The organism is Pseudomonas sp. UW4 (assembly GCF_000316175.1).
GTDB classification, from domain to species: domain Bacteria; phylum Pseudomonadota; class Gammaproteobacteria; order Pseudomonadales; family Pseudomonadaceae; genus Aquipseudomonas; species Aquipseudomonas laurylsulfatiphila.
This window is the reverse complement of sequence record NC_019670.1, coordinates 1,494,312-1,512,356: the sequence shown is the minus strand read 5'-3', so window position 1 is coordinate 1,512,356 and position 18,045 is coordinate 1,494,312. Positions and strand designations below refer to the sequence as shown.

18 protein-coding genes and 1 tRNA gene are annotated in these 18,045 nt (G+C 59.7%); 6 read left to right on the top strand and 13 right to left on the bottom strand.

Annotated features, from left to right (window positions below):
* Positions 1-98 precede the first annotated feature (98 nt).
* The gene (locus tag PPUTUW4_RS06630) at positions 99-1,481 is read right to left on the bottom strand and encodes a glutamine synthetase family protein (protein ID WP_015093925.1); all 1,383 of its coding nucleotides are present in this window, start codon (positions 1,479-1,481) and stop codon (positions 99-101) included.
* 485 nt (positions 1,482-1,966) lie between these two features.
* Here PPUTUW4_RS06630 and PPUTUW4_RS06625 point away from each other — a divergent pair, with 485 nt between their 5' ends.
* The 3 genes from PPUTUW4_RS06625 to PPUTUW4_RS06615 all read left to right on the top strand — a co-directional run bounded on the left by PPUTUW4_RS06625 (position 1,967) and on the right by PPUTUW4_RS06615 (position 5,134).
* Positions 1,967-3,151, top strand: coding sequence for a cyanate transporter (locus PPUTUW4_RS06625; RefSeq protein ID WP_015093924.1), 1,185 nt, complete (start codon positions 1,967-1,969; stop codon positions 3,149-3,151).
* Positions 3,152-3,164: 13 nt separating this feature from the next.
* A complete protein-coding gene (locus PPUTUW4_RS06620) occupies positions 3,165-4,082 on the top strand; it encodes a DMT family transporter (RefSeq protein ID WP_015093923.1) in 918 nt (305 codons plus the stop codon).
* Positions 4,083-4,195: 113 nt separating this feature from the next.
* Positions 4,196-5,134: a LysR family transcriptional regulator gene (locus tag PPUTUW4_RS06615; protein ID WP_015093922.1), complete on the top strand. Its 939-nt coding sequence runs from the start codon at positions 4,196-4,198 to the stop codon at positions 5,132-5,134.
* Positions 5,135-5,137: 3 nt separating this feature from the next.
* On the opposite strand, the gene PPUTUW4_RS06610 is transcribed toward PPUTUW4_RS06615, so the two are convergent.
* From PPUTUW4_RS06610 to dapA, 7 genes are all read right to left on the bottom strand, one after another.
* Positions 5,138-5,503 (bottom strand): 5-carboxymethyl-2-hydroxymuconate Delta-isomerase, encoded by a 366-nt coding sequence (locus PPUTUW4_RS06610; RefSeq protein ID WP_015093921.1) that lies wholly within the window; start codon positions 5,501-5,503, stop codon positions 5,138-5,140.
* A gap of 51 nt (positions 5,504-5,554) precedes the next feature.
* On the bottom strand, positions 5,555-6,481 hold the full coding sequence (locus tag PPUTUW4_RS06605; RefSeq protein WP_015093920.1) for a LysR family transcriptional regulator: 927 nt from the start codon (positions 6,479-6,481) through the stop codon (positions 5,555-5,557).
* Between the two features lie 233 nt (positions 6,482-6,714).
* Positions 6,715-6,804: transfer RNA gene (locus tag PPUTUW4_RS06600), tRNA-Ser, on the bottom strand.
* 83 nt (positions 6,805-6,887) lie between these two features.
* The gene (gene purC, locus PPUTUW4_RS06595) at positions 6,888-7,601 is read right to left on the bottom strand and encodes a phosphoribosylaminoimidazolesuccinocarboxamide synthase (RefSeq protein WP_007944067.1); all 714 of its coding nucleotides are present in this window, start codon (positions 7,599-7,601) and stop codon (positions 6,888-6,890) included.
* A 28-nt stretch (positions 7,602-7,629) separates the two neighbouring features.
* The gene (locus PPUTUW4_RS06590; protein ID WP_015093919.1) at positions 7,630-8,388 is read right to left on the bottom strand and encodes an MBL fold metallo-hydrolase; all 759 of its coding nucleotides are present in this window, start codon (positions 8,386-8,388) and stop codon (positions 7,630-7,632) included.
* 4 nt (positions 8,389-8,392) lie between these two features.
* Positions 8,393-9,508 (bottom strand): outer membrane protein assembly factor BamC, encoded by a 1,116-nt coding sequence (gene bamC / locus PPUTUW4_RS06585; protein WP_015093918.1) that lies wholly within the window; start codon positions 9,506-9,508, stop codon positions 8,393-8,395.
* Between the two features lie 17 nt (positions 9,509-9,525).
* A complete protein-coding gene (gene dapA, locus PPUTUW4_RS06580; protein WP_007979774.1) occupies positions 9,526-10,404 on the bottom strand; it encodes a 4-hydroxy-tetrahydrodipicolinate synthase in 879 nt (292 codons plus the stop codon).
* Positions 10,405-10,733: 329 nt separating this feature from the next.
* Between dapA and PPUTUW4_RS06575 the strand changes: the two genes are divergently transcribed.
* Complete coding sequence (locus PPUTUW4_RS06575; RefSeq protein WP_007979776.1) at positions 10,734-11,294, top strand: glycine cleavage system protein R; 561 nt, start codon at positions 10,734-10,736, stop codon at positions 11,292-11,294.
* Between the two features lie 11 nt (positions 11,295-11,305).
* The gene (locus PPUTUW4_RS06570) at positions 11,306-11,779 is read left to right on the top strand and encodes a peroxiredoxin (protein ID WP_015093917.1); all 474 of its coding nucleotides are present in this window, start codon (positions 11,306-11,308) and stop codon (positions 11,777-11,779) included.
* Between the two features lie 130 nt (positions 11,780-11,909).
* On the opposite strand, the gene PPUTUW4_RS06565 is transcribed toward PPUTUW4_RS06570, so the two are convergent.
* Both PPUTUW4_RS06565 and PPUTUW4_RS06560 read right to left on the bottom strand, forming a co-directional pair.
* The gene (locus tag PPUTUW4_RS06565) at positions 11,910-12,980 is read right to left on the bottom strand and encodes an AI-2E family transporter (protein WP_015093916.1); all 1,071 of its coding nucleotides are present in this window, start codon (positions 12,978-12,980) and stop codon (positions 11,910-11,912) included.
* A gap of 31 nt (positions 12,981-13,011) precedes the next feature.
* Positions 13,012-13,251: a sulfurtransferase TusA family protein gene (locus PPUTUW4_RS06560; RefSeq protein ID WP_007979782.1), complete on the bottom strand. Its 240-nt coding sequence runs from the start codon at positions 13,249-13,251 to the stop codon at positions 13,012-13,014.
* Between the two features lie 98 nt (positions 13,252-13,349).
* Between PPUTUW4_RS06560 and PPUTUW4_RS06555 the strand changes: the two genes are divergently transcribed.
* Positions 13,350-14,783 (top strand): M48 family metalloprotease, encoded by a 1,434-nt coding sequence (locus PPUTUW4_RS06555; RefSeq protein ID WP_015093915.1) that lies wholly within the window; start codon positions 13,350-13,352, stop codon positions 14,781-14,783.
* A gap of 77 nt (positions 14,784-14,860) precedes the next feature.
* Here the strand turns inward: PPUTUW4_RS06555 and PPUTUW4_RS06550 are convergent, their stop codons facing one another.
* From PPUTUW4_RS06550 to PPUTUW4_RS06540, 3 genes are all read right to left on the bottom strand, one after another.
* Positions 14,861-16,285 (bottom strand): DegQ family serine endoprotease, encoded by a 1,425-nt coding sequence (locus tag PPUTUW4_RS06550; RefSeq protein ID WP_015093914.1) that lies wholly within the window; start codon positions 16,283-16,285, stop codon positions 14,861-14,863.
* Between the two features lie 178 nt (positions 16,286-16,463).
* Positions 16,464-17,423: a MucB/RseB C-terminal domain-containing protein gene (locus tag PPUTUW4_RS06545; protein ID WP_015093913.1), complete on the bottom strand. Its 960-nt coding sequence runs from the start codon at positions 17,421-17,423 to the stop codon at positions 16,464-16,466.
* A gap of 8 nt (positions 17,424-17,431) precedes the next feature.
* Complete coding sequence (locus PPUTUW4_RS06540) at positions 17,432-18,019, bottom strand: RseA family anti-sigma factor (RefSeq protein WP_015093912.1); 588 nt, start codon at positions 18,017-18,019, stop codon at positions 17,432-17,434.
* Positions 18,020-18,045: the final 26 nt, after the last annotated feature.

Here is an 18,045-nt window from a genome sequence, read left to right as displayed (position 1 = left end):
ATTTTTTGTGAAAAAGAAGCCAACAATTAGTTGGCTTATAACACCTGCCTGAAACTTCAGACTATTTGAGAATAGTTCAGCTTTGGTTCAGTTTCGGCTCAAGCCTGATGCAGGTACCAGCGCCAGTCCTGCTCACCGACCTCCCCCATGAACTGGCGGTACTCGGCGCGTTTCACCGCCAGGTAGACACCGAGGAATTCGCCGCCGAAGGCTTCCCTGGCCCAACTGGAGCCTTCCAGCGAACGCAATGTGGTCAGCCAGTCCGTCGGCAACAGTTTCGCGGCCTGGGCGTAGCCATTGCCCTCTACCGGCGCACCCGGGTCGAGTTGTTCGCGGATACCGCGATGAATACCGGCCAGAATCGCCGCAGCCGCCAGATAGGGGTTGGCATCCGCGCCACAAATTCGATGTTCGATGTGCCGGGAATACGCCGGCCCGCCAGGGACACGCAAACTCACGGTGCGATTGTCCACACCCCAGGTGGCTGCCAGCGGCGCATAGCTGTTGGCCTGGAATCGACGGTAGGAGTTGGCGTTGGGGCAGAACAGCAACAGCGAGTCGAGCAAGGTACTGAGCATGCCAGCGACAGCCTGCTTGAGCAGGGGCGTTCCATCCGGGGCTTCGCTGGCAAAGAGATTGTTGCCGTCCTTGTCCGCCAGACTCACGTGCATGTGCATTCCGGTGCCAGCCAGGTCATCGAATGGCTTGGCCATGAAGCACGCTGTCATGCCGTGCTTGTGCGCCACCCCTTTGACCAGGCGCTTGTAGCGCACCGCTTCGTCCATTGCCTGCAACGCGTCGCTGCGGTGTTCGAGGGTGATTTCCACTTGCCCCGGCGCGTATTCGGAAATGGCCGTGCGCGCCGGAATCCCCTGGAGCTTGCAGGCGCTGTAGAGATCGGCAAGGAAGGGTTCGATCTGCTCAAGCTCGCGCAATCCATAGACCTGAGTGCCGCGCGGACGCCCGCCATCGACATCCCGTGCCGGTTGCGGCCGGCCATTGCTGTCGCGTTGCTGATCCAGCAGATAGAACTCCAGTTCCGCCGCCATGACCGGGTAATAGCCGTCAGCCTGCAAACCTTCGATGACTTTCGCCAGCAAGTGACGGGGATCGGCAATGGTAGCGGGCATACCCTCAGTCGGGTGCATGCTGACCTGCACGGCCGCGGTCGGTATCAGACGCCACGGCATACGCGTGAGGCTGCCGCTGATCGGGTAGGCCCGGCAGTCGATATCGCCGACATCCCAGACCAGCCCGGAGTTTTCCACGTCATCGCCGTTGATGGTCAGTCCGAGGATGGTGCTCGGCAATGGCCGCCCGCTTTCATACACCGCCAGCAACTCGTCACGGTGCAGCAGCTTGCCCCGCGGCACACCGTTGTTGTCGAGGATGAACAGCTCGAACATTTCAATATCCGGGTTCTGTTCCAGAAAGGTCAGGGCTTCAAGCCTGGTGGCAAACGAGGTCGTGGCAGTACTCATGGAAACTCTCTTTTTCCGTGTTTGACGGGTGCGCATAGGCACCCGCACTTTAATTCCGGTACCTACCGGAATATGTAGGAGCAATCAGCGGAAAAAGCGGGAATCCGGCGGGCGCGCATGGCGGCAATGCCACAGCGCCCAGAAGGCCAGTTCAGAAGGAAGTGCAGAAAGGCTTGGCGCGGTGGCAGGCGTGAATCGACGACCAAGGCTCGACGCACGAGCGTCGATGGTTGCCTTGAAGTGGATTGCGACTGGCCAACCGTCCATAGAGAGAACCGCAGAAAACAGATGACCCGCAGCGTCACACGATGGGTCCAGTCGTTAAATCAGGATTTGAAGAACCTTGGATGTCGTCTGGCTAAACATTCAACGGCGTCCGTATGACCGCACTCTTATTTAATTTCCAAATAGTCCAGCAGACTTTCTGATTTGCGGCCTTGCGGCCTCGCGCGCCTAATCGCAACCCTACCGTTCAAGGTCCGATCATGGAAAACACTCGCGCGACTACCCGCCCTGCCCTCTGGTTGATGTTCAGCATTGTTCTCGTCGCCCTGAACCTGCGTCCCTCCATGGCCGCCGTCGGACCTTTGCTCTCGGCAATTCGCGAGGACATCCCGCTGAGTTTCAGCCTGGCATCACTGCTGACCCTGCTGCCGGTCATGGCCATGGGACTGGCGATGTTTTTCGGACTGCGTGTCAGCCAGCGTCTCGGTGAACAGCGCACGGTCGTACTTTCGTTGCTGATCATAGGCGTGGCCACGGTGTCGCGCCTGTTTCTCGATTCGGTAGCCGAATTGATCCTCAGCGCCGTGCTGGCAGGTATCGGCATCGCCCTGATCCAGGCCCTGATGCCTGCGCTGATCAAATCCCGCTTCAGCGACCACGTTGCCCTGTGCATGGGGCTCTACGTCACATCGATCATGGGCGGTGCCGCCATGGGTGCGTCCTTTGCGCCGCTGGTGATGGCGTCTAGCGGCAGCTGGCGTATGGGCCTGGCGATCTGGGCCGTTCTCGCCGTGCTGGCATTGCTCTTCTGGCGCAGCCAAAGCGCGGGGATGCCCACACTGGATTCGAGGGCATCCCGCAACGGTTCGTTCTTTGCCAATTCCCGCGCGTGGTTACTCGCGATCTTCTTTGGCCTGGGCACTGCGTCCTACACCTGTGTTCTGGCCTGGCTGGCGCCGTACTACGTGGAAAAGGGCTGGAGCGAGCAACACGCCGGATTGCTGCTCGGGTTTCTGACCGCAATGGAAGTGCTGTCGGGCCTGCTGACGCCCTTCATCGCCAATCGCAGCCGCGACCGCCGCGTCGTGCTGATGGTCTTGCTGGCACTGATCATCGCCGGTTTCTGCGGACTGATTCTGAGCCCGCAGCACTTGAGCCTGATGTGGCCATGCCTGCTGGGGCTGGGCATTGGTGGGCTGTTCCCGATGAGCCTGGTCGTATCGCTGGATCACCTGGACAATCCATTGCGCGCCGGTGGCCTGACCGCATTCGTGCAAGGCATCGGCTACCTGATCGCCAGCCTGTCGCCGCTGCTGGCGGGGATCATCCGCGACCGGCTCGGCAGCTTTGAATGGGCCTGGTGGTCACTGACGGCGGTCATGGCGCTGATGATGTTGATGGTTTTGCGCTTCAACCCAAGGCACTACAGCCGCCACATCCACTGACCCGGAGCCTGCCATGAAAACCACCGGTTTCGCCGCCGCTCACGTCAGCATGCTGCTTTGGGCCTTGCTGATCGCCGCCTCGTTTTCCGCGGCGGCGCAAGTCAGCCAGGCCATCGACCCGATCCTGCTGACCGGTTTGCGCCTGTTGTTCTGCGCGGTGGTGTTTCTGCCGCTGTTGCTGCGTGAAGGCAACGCCGCCATGACCGCCCGCGGGCTGCTCGGTCATGCGGTGCTCGGCCTGCTGCTGGCGTTGTACTTCGGCTCACTGTTCGAAGCGTTGCGCTACACCTCGGCCGTCAATACCGGGACGATGTTTACGCTCGTGCCGCTGATGACCCTGGCTTTCGAAGCCGTGCTCATACCTGACAGCCGCCTGAAACAACGGATTGTGCCGATGCTGCTCGCCGCTGCCGGGGCGGTGTTACTGATCATGAAAGGCACCGGCCCCGGTGAGTTGCCATCGCCCTATGCACTGACCGTGTACGGCATCGGTTGCCTGGCGATGGCGCTCTATGCCCCTCTCAGCCAACGCCTGAAAGCCAATAGCCTGAAGGGACGCGGGCCGGTGCCCATGACGTTCTGGAACATGCTGTTCGGCGCGCTGTTCCTGCTGGTGTTCTGCGGATTCAGTGGTGGTTGGCGCTCGGCATCATCACTGACGCTCAAGGATTTCTATTGGCTGATGTACCTGGCGGTGTTCGCCACCCTGGCGACGTTCTGGTTGCTGCATCGGGCCATCGGCGTGATCGCGCCATCCTCGGTGATTTCCTATATCTACCTGAGCACGCTGTTCATCACCTTGTTTCACTGGCTTTGGGGACGACAGATGCCGCTGCCGCTGGAGTTGGCCGGCGCGCTGCTGGTGGGCATCGGCATGTTCGCGCTGTTGATCTCCAGCCGCCGCGCCGTGTCGGCGATGGTCCAGAGTTGAAGGGCTTCAGGGCGAAAATTCCTGCAAGGCATTTTCCCTGTTCGCTCATTCCGTTAGGATAATTCATCCACCCTGCACAGGGTCAGTGCAAGGGACGCAGCGAGACGCAATGGATGCTGAACAGTAATTCGCTTAGAAAACTCGACATGCAGGACCTCCTGGTGTTCGTCGCCGTGTACGAGCAGAACAGCGTCACCGGCGTATCCGAGATGCTTAGCGTCAGCCAGTCCACAGTGAGTTACTGCCTGAAAAAACTGCGCAACAGCTTCGAGGACGAACTGTTCATCAATACCCGTACCGGCGGCATGCAACCCACCGGCAAGGCCAGCGCGATGTACCCTCACGCGCTGAAAATCCTGGAAAGCATCAACTTGTGTCACGCCGGCTCACCCGCGTTCGACCCAGGCCTGCAAGCCGTGACTTTCAACCTCTGCGCACCGGAGTATTTCGAGCAGTTGATCCTGCCGCGCCTGCTGAAAACCTTCGCCCTCGCCGATCTCCCGGTGACGGTCAATGTGCTCAAACTCGAAGCCGACATCCCTGCCGAAGCGTTGCGCGAAGGCAGTCTCGACCTGGTGATGTGTTTCGGCCCGAACTTTCATCGCAGCCACGTCGATTTCAAATCCCGGACACTGCTCGATGATGATCTGGTCTGTGTGTTCGACAAACGCGCCACCCCGGCGGAACCACGTTTGAGCCTGCAAACCTATGTCGAACGTCGACACGTGTTCCCGACACCCTGGACGTCCGCCACCAACATGGTCGACGGCTGGCTCGCGCAACAGGCCAAACAGCGCCAGATCGTCGCGCGCGCCAACAGTTACAGTGCAGCGCTGAAGCTGATTACCGGCACCGACTATGCCCTGACCCTGCCCCGGCGCATCCAGCGGCTGCTGGCCAGTACCGACACCTTCAATCACTGTGAAGCGCCCGAGGGCTTGCCGGGGTTCACCCTCGACATGCAGTGGAGCCAGCGTGTCGATCAGGACAGCGCCAACAGCTGGTTGCGAGCGCAAGTGATCCAAGCCTGCGCCGCGCAGGAAACGGCCTGATACTCAGTGGCTGATGGCGGTCTTGCTGTAGGAATCGCGATCGATGTCGAGAATTTCCACGCACAACTGGACTTCAACGCCGCTCGGCCACTCACACAGGTCCTGAACCACCGCCAGCAGGCTTTCGGAAAGTTGTTTCTTGATCTGTGCGGAACGACCACTCAACAGTGCCAGTTTCACATGCACGAACGCCCGCTCAGACAAAGCAGTACCGACCTTGAACGTTTCGACCCTGACCGCGCGGCTCTTGATGTCGAATTCGGCAGCAAACTGACCGGAACCCACCAGCGTATTGTTCAACCGCATCAACGCCACATCGGCATTCAGGTCAGACAGGTTGGCAGTGTATTCCATGTGCAGGTGAGGCATGAGTTGGCTCCTGGAAGGGGATGGAAAGGTCGTACGTATAACACGCCCTGTTCATTCGGGCAGCGGCAAAACGGCACGCTCACTCATGAACGCCTCCAGGCGCGAACGCAACCAGCGCTCGGCAGGGTCGGTATCGACATGACTGAGCCAGACCATGGACAAATCCAGAGTCGGTGTCTTGAACGGAAAGGGCTCCTTGAACAGCATTCCCGAAGCAGCCATCGCCTCGGCGGTGTAGTCCGGCAGGCTGGCGATCAGGTCCGTCCCGGCGAGCAGTGCCGGCAACGAACTGTATTGCGGTACTGAGAGCACCACCTGGCGCGTGCGGCCGATTTCCGCCAGCCACTCGTCGGCGTAGCCACTGACGTTGGCGGTATGGGACACCAGCACATGCGGTCGCGCGCAATATTCGTCGAGCGTCAGCGGAGTGTCGCAAGCATCGGCGCGCAAAATGCTGGGCTGGATGTGCCGCAGCAACTTGCGCTTGGCATTGGCCGGCAAGCCACGGGTCTGGCTGATACCCACCGTGATATCGCCGGACGCCAGCAAGTCGGGAATCCGCCAGTAATCGACGTGCTGCACCACAAACACCACGTTTGGCGCTTCCTGGCGCAGCGTTCGCAGCAAGGGCGGCAACAGGCCGAACTCGACATCGTCGGATAAGCCAATGCGGAACGTCATCGTGCTGCTGGCCGGGTCAAAATCATGGGTCAGGCTCAAGGCCACGGACAAGGAATCCAGCGCCGGCGACAGGTGCCTGATGATCTCTTCTGCCCGTGCCGTCGGCTCCATGCGATGGCCAACACGGATGAACAGCGGATCATTGAACATCGCACGCAAACGGTTGAGCGCAGAACTGATGGTCGGCTGACCGAGAAACAGCTTCTCCGCCACCCGGGTGACATTGCGCTCCAGCATCAGCGTTTCGAACACCACCATCAGGTTGATATCCGCCTTGCGAAGTTCGTTGCGATTCATCCAGTGTCCCCGCTCCCCAAATCTGCTGACAGTTTAGGGAGCCGGGGCAACTGCCGTCTATCCAACTCAAGTTCAACAGCCTGACGGGGTTCGCGTTCAAGCAACTGGATTTCCTTGATCGAGGTCTGTTCGCAGGCTCCCTTGATCAGATGCCGGCAGAGATAGACCACTGAAAAAACTTCAGAAACGAAAAAGCCCCGTAACTTTTCAGCTACGGGGCTTTTTCCATGTAATGGCGGAGAGATAGGGATTCGAACCCTAGGTACCGGTGAAGGTACAACGGATTTCGAATCCGTCCCATTCGGCCACTCTGGCATCTCTCCAACGGCGCGCATCATAACAACACTTTCGCCGGAAGCGAACCCCCCAAGCGAAATATTTCTGTGCTTTCAGATGCTTGCGTCGGTTAAAGCGGTACGCCCAGACGGTTGGCGACTTCTTCGTAGGCTTCGATGACGTCACCGAGGCCCTGACGGAAGCGGTCCTTGTCCATTTTCTTGCCGGTAGCCTTGTCCCACAGACGGCAGCCGTCCGGGCTGAACTCGTCGCCCAGCACGATGGAACCATCGTGGAACACGCCGAATTCCAGCTTGAAGTCGACCAGCAGCAGGCCGGCGTCGTCGAACAGTTTGCTCAGGACTTCGTTGACCTTGAGCGACAGTTCTTTCATGCGAACCAGTTGCTCGGCGGTGCCCCAACCGAAAGCCACGACGTGGGATTCGTTGATGAACGGGTCGCCCTTGGCGTCGTCCTTCAGGAACAGTTCGAAGGTGTAAGGGTTGAGCTTCATGCCCTCCTCGACACCCAGGCGCTTGACCAGGCTGCCCGCGGCGTAATTACGCACGACGCACTCGACCGGGATCATGTCCAGCTTCTTCACCAGGCATTCGTTGTCGCCCAGCAGTTTGTCGAACTGGGTCGGCACGCCGGCAGCTTCGAGCTTCTGCATGATGAAGGCGTTGAACTTGTTGTTCACCATGCCCTTGCGGTCGAGCTGTTCGATACGCTTGCCGTCGAACGCCGAAGTGTCGTTGCGAAACAGCAGGATCAAACGGTTAGCGTCGTCGGTCTTGTAAACCGACTTGGCTTTGCCGCGGTAGAGTTCTTCACGTTTTTCCATGATGGGCTCCGCTTGCTAAGTAGATGGGCTAGGCGATGTGTCGCCAGTCGAGCCCTGAATCTTGATCGGCCAGTTGCAGCCAGTCCGGGTCGCACCCAAGGGTGTCGACAAAACATTGCCGGGCCAGCTGCGGCAGGTTGTTCTTGCTGCTCAGATGGGCCAGGACCAGGTGTTGCAGGTCCTTCCAGCCCAGCTCGGCCACCAGGAATGCCGCCTGATGGTTGTTCAAATGTCCCAGTTCACCGCCCACCCGCTCCTTGAGAAAGTACGGGTAATGACCGCGAGCCAGCATGTCCCTGCAATGGTTGGACTCGATCATCAATGCATCGAGGTCCCGGTAACCGTCCAGCACCTTGTCGCAATAGGAGCCCAAGTCGGTCAACAGGCCGAAACGCCGTAAACCGTCACTGAAGACATACTGCGTCGGTTCCTGTGCATCGTGGGCCACGGCAATGACACCGATGCTCAAGTCGCCGATTTGCAACTGCTCGCCACCGGCCAGAAAGCCTGCGGGTTCAATCGGTTTGCGCATCCCGCGCAAGGTCCCGCGACTGAGGTAGACAGGCAGATTGTAGCGCCGAGACAGCAAACCCACGCCATGCACGTGGTCGGCATGTTCGTGGGTCACGAGTATCGCGCTCAGCTGCGCAGGGTTCACACCCAGTCGCAGCAGGCGTTTTTCGGTTTCCCGCAGGGAAAAACCACAATCCACCAGCACGTACGTATCAGCGCTGGCTACCAGCGTGCCGTTCCCTTGACTGCCGCTGCCGAGAACGGCAAAACGCATAGGATCAGCCCAGGTTGTCTTGAATCTTGCTCAACACTTTACGCGCCACATCTGCCGGCGCCACGGTGTTGATGTTCTTCTCGACGGTGACCTGGACGTTCTCGCCAACCTTGCTCAGGCGAACCTGATAACGCTCGGCACGGGCCTCAAGCTCTTCCTTGCTCGGCGCACTGCCGAACAGGCCGCTGAGGAAGCCTGGCTTGTCGTCTTTGCTCTCGGCTTTTTCGGCCAGGTTGATGTAGTACAGGCCCAGGCTGCGGTTGATGTCTTCAACGCGCCACTCACCTTGTTCCAGCGCACGACCTACGCTCGACCAGGCACGGTCAAGGTCGGTACCGACGTTCAGCACAGGGTTGCCGCTGCCGTCTTCACTCAGGCTGACACGGCTGGGCGCGTCGAAATCACGCGAAGCCAGCATGGAGACAGAGCCGCCCTTCTCCGAGATACGGCTCATGCTCGCGAGCATGTCGTCGACCAGTGCCGCGTCCAGGCCAGTGTTGACCGAACGGTTGGTGAACTCGACGTCGGCGGTGCTGCCGGCAGGACGCTCAGCGCTGACCACGTAGACTTCACTGGTGTTGCGCTGCACGCCCGGCTCGATGCGCACCCGCACGCGGGTTTCGCTGTCGGTGCTGACGCCGGCCGCGCTCAGGCGCTTGGCCATGGCCGCAGACAGCTCATCGGAATGCTGCCAGGTCGTGGTGAATTCGCCGGTTTGCGGGCGCTGTTCATCCAGACGGAAACCGTTGTCCTGGAAGAACTGAACGGCCACAGGCCAGATTTCGGCCGGCGGATTCTGCGCCAGGATGGAACTGGTGCCGCCGCTCTTCTGCAGCGAATAGGGACTGGCGTCGGCAGCCGCCGTCAGCGGCTGGGGACGAGGAACGACGTATTCGCCCGTGGCGGTGTCATCGGCCACGTTGCGCGGGATCGGCAACAGAGGATCCAGACGCTTGGCGGTATGGATATCCGGCGGAATTTGCATCGGTGCAGTCTGTTGCGCTTCCAGGTAATCGCTACCACGGTCACGGAAATAACCTTCCGGGCCCCAGATCCATCCGCAGCCACTGGTGCTGGAGATAATCAAGGCAAGTGCGGAAAGTCCGGCCATTCGCTTCATGCGTTGTACTTCCTCAATTAAACCAGGACGCTGCACTGGCGCAGGGCCGTGCGGAGCGTTTCGTGACAAGGTGCGCTCAGCCAGGTCAGCGGCAGGCGAATGCCTTCGTGCATCAGGCCCATTTCGACCAAAGCCCACTTCACCGGAATCGGGTTGGCTTCGATGAACAGGTCCTTGTGCAGCGGCATCAGTTTTTCGTTGATAGCCCGGGCAGTCTCGGCGTCACCCTTGAGGGCGGCCTCGCACAGATCGGCCATTTCACGCGGCGCGACGTTGGCGGTGACGGAGATGTTGCCCTTGCCGCCCATCAGGATCAGCTCGACCGCGGTCGGATCATCGCCGGACAGCACGATGAAGTCCTTGCTGACGCCATCGAGGATGGCCTTGGCGCGCTTGAGGTCGCCGGTCGCTTCCTTGATACCGATGATGTTCGGCACGGTCGACAGGCGGATCACGGTCTCGGCCTGCATGTCGCAGGAGGTGCGGCCGGGCACGTTATAGAGAATCTGCGGGATGTCGACCGCTTCGGCGATGTGCTTGAAGTGCAGATACAGGCCTTCCTGGGTCGGCTTGTTGTAGTACGGCACGACCAGCAGGCAGGCATCGGCGCCGGCTTCCTTGGCATTGCGGGTCAATTCGACGGCTTCGCGGGTCGAATTGGCGCCGGTACCGGCAATCACCGGAATGCGGCCATTGACCTGCTTGACTACCGCCTTGATGACGGCGATGTGTTCATCGACATCAAGGGTTGCCGATTCGCCGGTGGTACCGACGGCGACAATGGCATGGGTGCCGTTTTCAAGGTGGAAGTCCACAAGTTTGCTGAGGCTGTCCCAGTCAAGACGCCCCTGTGCATCCATGGGAGTGACCAGTGCCACCATACTGCCCGCAATCATGAAACCGCTCCTGCCGGAAAAAGAGAGCCGTAATGGTACTGGCGCCAAGTTGCTTGCACAAGCGAAGTACTGTGCTGCCGCCATTCCCCTTGGCGCCGGTTTTCGCTACCCTTCAGACTTTGATCGTTACAGACAAGCTCGTCCGTCGGGTTTCAGCCTCCATTTTCGGCATCACAAGTCCTGATCCAGCGTTGCCACGTCTCGCTCCCGCCCCGGCGGAGCCTGTTCGCAATCTGTCACTCGGGACTTTCTGAGTTCGCATCCGCAGGCTCGCTCCCGGCCAATCAGCCCTTAGATGTACCGACCGCTCATCGCTTTAGGAATGCTGCATGTCCACCCCCACAGTTCGCGAACAATTCCTTGTTATCAGTGCCCTCGGCGCCAACCCCATGGAGCTGACCAACGTCCTGTGCCGCGCCAGCCATGAAAACCGCTGCGCCGTTGTCACCTCTCGCCTGACCCGCCATGGCGAATGCAGTGCCCTGGTGCTGGAAATTTCCGGTAGCTGGGATGCCCTGGCGCGCCTGGAAGGCAGCCTGCCAGTGCTGGCCAAGCGGCATGCGTTCACGGTCAACGTGGTACGCAGCGCCGCCCTGGAAAACCGCCCCCAGGCCCTGCCGTACGTCGCTTATGTCAGCTCGGCCTACCGCTCGGACATCATCAACGAGCTGTGCCAGTTCTTCATGGACCACAATGTCGAGCTGGAGAACCTGACCTGCGACACCTATCAGGCTCCGCAGACCGGCGGCACCATGCTCAACGCCACGTTCACCGTGACCTTGCCGGCCGGCGTGCAGATCAGCTGGCTGCGCGATCAGTTCCTGGATTTCGCCGACGCGCTGAACCTGGACGCCCTGATCGAACCCTGGCGCCCACAGAACCCAATGTAAGGAAGCTTTCCATGGCCGTTGCCATCGACCAACCGGTTGCCGATTTCGAAGCCCCCGCCACCAACGGGCAGACCGTCAGCCTCGCCGGCCTGAAGGGCAGGCAGGTGGTGATCTACTTCTATCCGAAGGACAGCACGCCGGGCTGCACCACCGAGGGCCAGGGCTTTCGTGATCAGTATGCTGCGTTCAGGGCCGCCAACACCGAAGTGTTCGGCGTGTCGCGCGACAGCCTGAAATCCCACGAGAACTTCAAGTGCAAACAGGAATTCCCCTTTGAGCTGATCAGCGACAAGGACGAAGCCATCTGCCAGCTGTTCGACGTGATCAAGCTGAAAAAGCTGTATGGCAAGGAATACATGGGCGTGGATCGCAGCACGTTCCTGATCGACAAGAATGGTCTGCTGCGCCAGGAGTGGCGTGGCGTGAAGGTGCCGGGGCATGTGGATGCGGTTCTGGCGGCGGCTCAGGCCCTCGACAAAGCCTGATTCATATAGCGCCTATCCGGACGCTTTCGCGGGCAAGCCCGCTCCCACAGTTGACCGAGTTGTTCAGGCGAACAAGGTCCAATGTGGGAGCGGGCTTGCCCGCGAAGAGGCCATCAGCCTCACCGAAGATTTAAAGCAACGGCGCGACTTCCGGCTCCTTGCGCGGCCAAGCGTCCAGTACCGCCTTGAACAGCGTCGCCAGGGGAATCGCAAAGAACACCCCCCAGAAGCCCCACAACCCGCCAAACAGCAGCACCGCGCAGATGATCGCCACCGGGTGCAGGTTGACCGCCTCCGAGAACAGCAAGGGCACCAGCACGTTGCCATCGAGCGTCTGGATGATTCCGTAGACCGCCATCAGGTAGATGAACTGATCGCTCCAGCCCCACTGGAACAGCGCAATCAGAAACACGGGCACAGTCACCACCACGGCGCCGACATAAGGCACCACCACCGAAATCCCCACCAGCAGTGCCAGCAACGCCGCGTAGTTGAGTTCAAGCACGACAAAGGCGATGTAGGTCACACCACCGCAGATGAAGATTTCGATGACCTTGCCGCGAATGTAGTTGGCGATCTGCCGGTTCATCTCATGGGCGACCCGGGTGATCAACGCCCGCTCACGGGGCAGGTAACCGCGCACCCACTGGCCGATCATGGCTCGGTCCTTGAGGAAGAAAAACACCAGGATCGGTACCAGCACCAGGTAGATCATGATGTTCACCAGCAATGGCAGGCTCGACAGCGAGAACGTCAGTGCCCACTGACCAAACTTGCCGATTTCGCCGCGCGCCACTTCGATGGCCTGCAGTACTTGCTCATCAGATACCAGATGCGGATAGCGCTCGGGCAACAGCAGCAACAGTGACTGCCACTTGGCGAGCATGCCGGGCAACTCGTTGAACAAGGTGATCAGTTGATGCCACAGCAGCGGCACGACCACCACGATAAACACCAGCAACAGCCCCATGAACAACGCAAAGACCAGCCCCACCGCGACCCCGCCCGGCACTCGCAGGCGTTCAAGCGTCACCACCAGCCCCTGCATCAGGTACGCCAGCACCATCCCGGCGAGCACCGGCGCCAGCATTCCGCCCAGGGTCAATACGGCGGTGAACGACAGAAACAGCAGGACAGCCAGCACCACCGCTTCTTCATCGGAAAAATAGCGCTGAATCCAGTCGCGTAACACTTTGAACATCAATAATCCTTAGGAGCAAACGCAGCACAATTCAGGCTTTTTTCAACCAGTAGCGGTAAACACCTGCCTCATCTTCTTCACGAAGCAGGGTATGACCGGCCAATCGGGCAAAGGTGCGAAAGTCGCGCTGCGAACCTGCATCGGTGGCGATGACCTTGAGTACCGCGCCACTGGCCAGCCGGTTGAGCTCCATCTTGGCCTTGAGCAGCGGCAACGGGCAATTCAGGCCGCTGGCGTCCAGTTCAACGTCATGCTCTACAGCATCGGTCATTGCATCACTCCGGGTCAGGTGGTTGAGTTGCCTAGAATATCTGGTCGCAACGCCGGTGTCCGGCTACAGTAAGGTCTTTGTCGACTAAGGCTTAGTGCATGACATTTTTGCGCCCTACCCTGCTGACGCTCGCTTGCCTGCTCGCCTCACCGGGCTTCGCCGACGACCTGCCGTCACTCGGCGACGCCAGTTCTGCCATTGTCTCGCCACAACAGGAATACGAGCTCGGCCGCGCATGGCTGGCCATGTTGCGCAGCCAGGTTTCGCAACTCAACGACCCGCAACTCAAGAATTACGTGGAATCCAGCGTTTACCGCCTGCTGGAGACCAGCCAGGTCACTGACCGGCGCCTGGAGTTCATCCTGATCAACAGCCCGCAGCTCAACGCCTTTGCGGCGCCGGGCGGGATCGTCGGGGTCAACGGAGGCTTGTTCCTCAACGCCCAGACCGAAGGCGAATACGCCTCGGTACTGGCGCACGAACTGGCTCACTTGTCGCAGCGCCACTTTGCCCGGGGTATCGAAGCACAAAAACGCATGCAAGTACCCATGATGGCTGCATTGCTGGCGGGTATCGTGGTAGCGGCGGCAGGTGGCGGTGACGCCGGGATCGCAGCCATTGCCGGCACACAGGCAGCAGCCATTCAGGAACAGCGGCGATTCTCCCGCCAGAACGAACAGGAAGCCGACCGTATCGGCCTCCTCAATCTGGAAAAGGCCGGTTACGATCCCCGCTCGATGCCCACCATGTTCGAACGCCTGGGGCGTCAGTACCGCTACGATGCCAAGCCACCGGAGTTCCTGCTGACTCACCCGGTCACCGAATCGCGTATCGCCGACACCCGCAACCGCGCCGAACAGTTCCCAACGGGCGGCATTGAAGACAGCATGCGCTACCAGCTGATCCGCGCACGCGTACAGCTGATCTATGAAGAAACCCCGGGGCTCGGCGCCAAGCGCTTCCGCGCCCAACTCGACGAGAACCCGAAAAACGACGTGGCACGCTACGGCTTGGCGATCGCCCAGATCAAGGGCGGCCAACTGAACGAAGCACGGGAAAACCTCAAGCAGTTGCTGGCCAAGTCACCCAACGAAATCATCTACAACCTCGCTCAGGTCGATCTGGACATCACCAACAATCGCCTGGCGGATGCCCAGTCCCGGGTTGACCGCTTGATGACCCAGTACCCTGGCAACTACCCGCTGAACCAGGTGCGCGTCGACCTACTGCTCAAGCAAAACCGCACCGCAGATGCGGAGAAAGCCCTCGAAGGTCTGCTCAAGTCACGGCCGGATGACCCGGACGTGTGGTATCAGGTTGCCGAGACGCGCGGACTGTCGGGCAATATCATCGGCCTGCATCAGGCGCGCGCCGAATATTTTGCCCTGGTCGGGGACTACAAACAGGCCATTCAGCAACTGGACTTCGCCAAACGCAAGGCCGGCAGCAACTTCCCGCTGTCTTCGCGGATCGACGCGCGGCAACGCGAGCTGATGGAACAGGAGCGCATGATCAAGGACATGATGGGCTGACGCCCTCGCAGACAATAAGTCCGGACACAAAAAAACCGCCTCTTTCGAGGCGGTTTTTTATTCAGCCATCAACCGGATTATTCAGCCAGCTTGAAGGTGATGAAGCTCGCACGACCTTGACGCAGTACCCGCATCGACACCGAACGGTTCTTTGGCAGCGCCTTGGCGATGTCCGCGAACTCCTTGGCGGAACCGATGGCCTGGTTGTTCAGGTGGGTGATCACATCACCCGGCTGCAGGCCGATCATGGCGGCAGGACCGTCCTGCACTTCCTTGATCACCACACCACCTTTGAGGTCGTAGGTTTTCTTCTGGTCGTCAGTCAGTTCGACCACGGAAACACCGAGGCGATTGCTGCTGCGCTCGATGCTGGATTTTGGCTCGGCGCCCATTTCCTTGTCTTCATCCGGAATGGCACCGACGGTCAGCTCGACATTTTTGCGCTTGCCGTCACGAATCACTTCCAGATCGGCCTTGGCGCCAGCCTTCAATGCGCCAACGAGGTGCGGCAGGTCAGCCGACATGACGATTGGCTGACCGTTCATGCTCAGGATCACGTCGCCCACTTGCAGGCCACCCTTGGCAGCCGGGCCATCATCCTGGATCTGGGCCACCAGCGCACCCGCCGGCTTCTCAAGGCCAAACGACTCGGCGAGATCCTTGCTCACTTCCTGAATCACCACGCCCAGCCAGCCACGGCTGACCTTGCCACCGGACTTCAGCTGATTGGAAACGTCCATGGCCACGTCGATCGGGATTGCAAACGACACGCCCATGAAGCCACCGGAGCGGGTATAGATCTGCGAGTTGATCCCGACCACTTCACCGTCGAGGTTGAACAGCGGGCCGCCCGAGTTACCCGGGTTGATCGGCACGTCGGTCTGAATGAACGGCACATAGTTTTCATTCGGCAGACTGCGACCGACGGCGCTGACGATGCCTTGGGTCACCGTATGGTCAAAGCCGAACGGCGAACCGATAGCAACCACCCACTGGCCTGCCTTCAGGTCCTGGGATTTACCGAGCTTGAGCACCGGCAGATCCTTGCCTTCGATTTTCAGCAGCGCCACGTCGGAACGTGGATCGGTACCGACCAGCTTGGCCTTCATTTCGCTGCGATCGGCCAGACGGACGAGGATTTCGTCTGCATCGGCGATCACGTGGTTATTGGTCAGGATGTAGCCATCAGACGAGATGATAAAACCCGAGCCCAGGGAAGTTGCCTCGCGCTGACGGTCACGAGGAGAACGCGATTGCGGCGGCATGCCCCGCTCGAAGAATTCGCGCAGCATTGGCGGCAGGCCTTCGAGGTCGGGCATTTGCTGGCTGACTTTGCGATCCGGCAGCTTTTGCGTGGTACTGATGTTCACGACCGCGGGCGAGGCTTGTTCGACCAGTTGCGTAAAGTCAGGCAATTCGACCGCTTGGGCGGTGACCGCCTGACCGAGCACCAGCACGGTGGCAATAATGGAAAGGTAGGACTTCAAGCGTGGTATCGACATACGGCTCCCGTTACGACGAGCAGGGTTAAGCGATATGGAGCAAGGAACACCGGGAACAATACGCCGGTATTTTTGTTCCGGGAACAACAAACAAGGCCAGAGCCGAGGGGCTCTGACCTATAAGAAATTTAAGGTTTTTTTGCAAATTGAAATGCTCACGAAACATTTCGAATTTAGCTCACTGCTTGGTTGCAGTGGCATCGGTGCGCATTGAAAGCGCTATCCGTTCAGCAGTACCTACCGGTATCTCGCCGACGACGGTCACCATCATGTCGCCCTGTGCCGTGGTCAAGCGCCGGGAAACCGCAACGGTCGGCCCCAACTGAGTACGGGTGTCGGTGACGGTTGCGCCATTCAACGGTTCGAGGAATACCGAAAAACGCGCCAGCCCATCGTCGTACATCAGGCTATTGACCTGGGTCTTGGTCTGCGGATCCTTGCGAGCGGTACTGCTGGTCAGCTCGAAGCCGGGAGGCAACCAGTCGGAATGCCAGACCTGGGCAGTCTTGACGGCAGAAGCCTTGTCACTGTCGAGGTTGACTGGCTTGCAATCATTGCTGGCCTGCAGATCCTTTTCGGAAGGAACATCGGCCGTATCCAGTTGCGTGAACTGGAAGCGCTCCAGCAACCGCCCCTTGTCGTCCAATAACAAAGACTTCAGAGGCAGGCCGGTTTCTTTGTCCAGATGCAGTTCAAAACCGTAACGGTGTTGATCGCGGGGTTTCAGCGATACGATCACCGCCGAACGCCCGGCAACACGCGACTTGCCGATGACGGCGAGGTCATACCAATTCTTGAGCTTTTGAGGATCGAGTGCACGGGCAGCGGAGTTGGGGGAGTCCCCCAGCCCTGCTATCAGTGTGCCGCTGACGCATTGAGTATGCCCATCAATGCGAACGACTTCCTGAGCGGAGCCGTCGAGCTGGATCAATCGCTCGCGGACCTTTCCATCCTGGACGAGGTGCCAGATGTTATGGGTAGAAAAACTACCGTTACGCTCGTAGACGAAAGTACCCTGAAAGCTTTGCTGCTGCTCTGCCTGGCCCAGGCGGGTCAACCAGTCCTGGGCATCATCAGCTTGGGCTGGAACGATGAACCAGCCGCTGAGCAGAAGCGAAAGTAGAGGTATGGCGCGCATGATCCTCCTTAACGGTTTTCCAGACTTGCCGCACGAGCGTAAGGCAGAGCGCTCTCAGTACCTTTCAGTGCAGCCTGTTGTGCATGTTGGCGCAAGTAGCCTGGCAGACGCTGATCGTGCCAGCCTGGCTGACCTTGCAAAACGCCATTGGCCATTGGGCCTGTAGCTTCCGAACTCTCATTGTAGCCTGCCAGAACAGCAGGGCCTTTTACTTGAGGAGCGGCCAGTGCGGGTTGACTGGATTGCTGGGCCAGTTCGGTACCGGCGATCTCATCCTGGTTGTACAGACGCACACCGGCCAGTACTGCCAGGGTCACAGAAGCTGCGACCGCCAGACGACCCAGGCTGCGCCATGGACCGCGGGAAGCTTTTGCCGGTGAGGCTTCGTCAGCCAGGGCAGCAGAAACAGCCGCAGCGATGTCCAGGCGTGGAAGCAGCAGATCCTTGTGCATCACTGCCCGAGCGATCTGATAACGAGCCCAGGTTTCACGGGTTTCAACATCGTCGCAGGCATTCAATACCCGACGCAATTCCAATTCGTCCGCTTCGTTATCCATCACTGCGGACAGCGATTCCTGCAGGGCTTCACGACTCATGGCGTTCCTCTCTTGGCTGTCGCCGC

Coding starts and splice junctions, on each gene's coding strand:
- PPUTUW4_RS06630 (WP_015093925.1), bottom strand. CDS start 1,481: ATGAGTACTGCCACGACCTCGTTTGCCACCAGGCTTGAAGCCCTGACC.
- PPUTUW4_RS06625 (WP_015093924.1), top strand. CDS start 1,967: ATGGAAAACACTCGCGCGACTACCCGCCCTGCCCTCTGGTTGATGTTC.
- PPUTUW4_RS06620 (WP_015093923.1), top strand. CDS start 3,165: ATGAAAACCACCGGTTTCGCCGCCGCTCACGTCAGCATGCTGCTTTGG.
- PPUTUW4_RS06615 (WP_015093922.1), top strand. CDS start 4,196: ATGCTGAACAGTAATTCGCTTAGAAAACTCGACATGCAGGACCTCCTG.
- PPUTUW4_RS06610 (WP_015093921.1), bottom strand. CDS start 5,503: ATGCCTCACCTGCACATGGAATACACTGCCAACCTGTCTGACCTGAAT.
- PPUTUW4_RS06605 (WP_015093920.1), bottom strand. CDS start 6,481: ATGAATCGCAACGAACTTCGCAAGGCGGATATCAACCTGATGGTGGTG.
- purC (WP_007944067.1), bottom strand. CDS start 7,601: ATGGAAAAACGTGAAGAACTCTACCGCGGCAAAGCCAAGTCGGTTTAC.
- PPUTUW4_RS06590 (WP_015093919.1), bottom strand. CDS start 8,388: ATGCGTTTTGCCGTTCTCGGCAGCGGCAGTCAAGGGAACGGCACGCTG.
- bamC (WP_015093918.1), bottom strand. CDS start 9,508: ATGAAGCGAATGGCCGGACTTTCCGCACTTGCCTTGATTATCTCCAGC.
- dapA (WP_007979774.1), bottom strand. CDS start 10,404: ATGATTGCGGGCAGTATGGTGGCACTGGTCACTCCCATGGATGCACAG.
- PPUTUW4_RS06575 (WP_007979776.1), top strand. CDS start 10,734: ATGTCCACCCCCACAGTTCGCGAACAATTCCTTGTTATCAGTGCCCTC.
- PPUTUW4_RS06570 (WP_015093917.1), top strand. CDS start 11,306: ATGGCCGTTGCCATCGACCAACCGGTTGCCGATTTCGAAGCCCCCGCC.
- PPUTUW4_RS06565 (WP_015093916.1), bottom strand. CDS start 12,980: ATGTTCAAAGTGTTACGCGACTGGATTCAGCGCTATTTTTCCGATGAA.
- PPUTUW4_RS06560 (WP_007979782.1), bottom strand. CDS start 13,251: ATGACCGATGCTGTAGAGCATGACGTTGAACTGGACGCCAGCGGCCTG.
- PPUTUW4_RS06555 (WP_015093915.1), top strand. CDS start 13,350: ATGACATTTTTGCGCCCTACCCTGCTGACGCTCGCTTGCCTGCTCGCC.
- PPUTUW4_RS06550 (WP_015093914.1), bottom strand. CDS start 16,285: ATGTCGATACCACGCTTGAAGTCCTACCTTTCCATTATTGCCACCGTG.
- PPUTUW4_RS06545 (WP_015093913.1), bottom strand. CDS start 17,423: ATGCGCGCCATACCTCTACTTTCGCTTCTGCTCAGCGGCTGGTTCATC.
- PPUTUW4_RS06540 (WP_015093912.1), bottom strand. CDS start 18,019: ATGAGTCGTGAAGCCCTGCAGGAATCGCTGTCCGCAGTGATGGATAAC.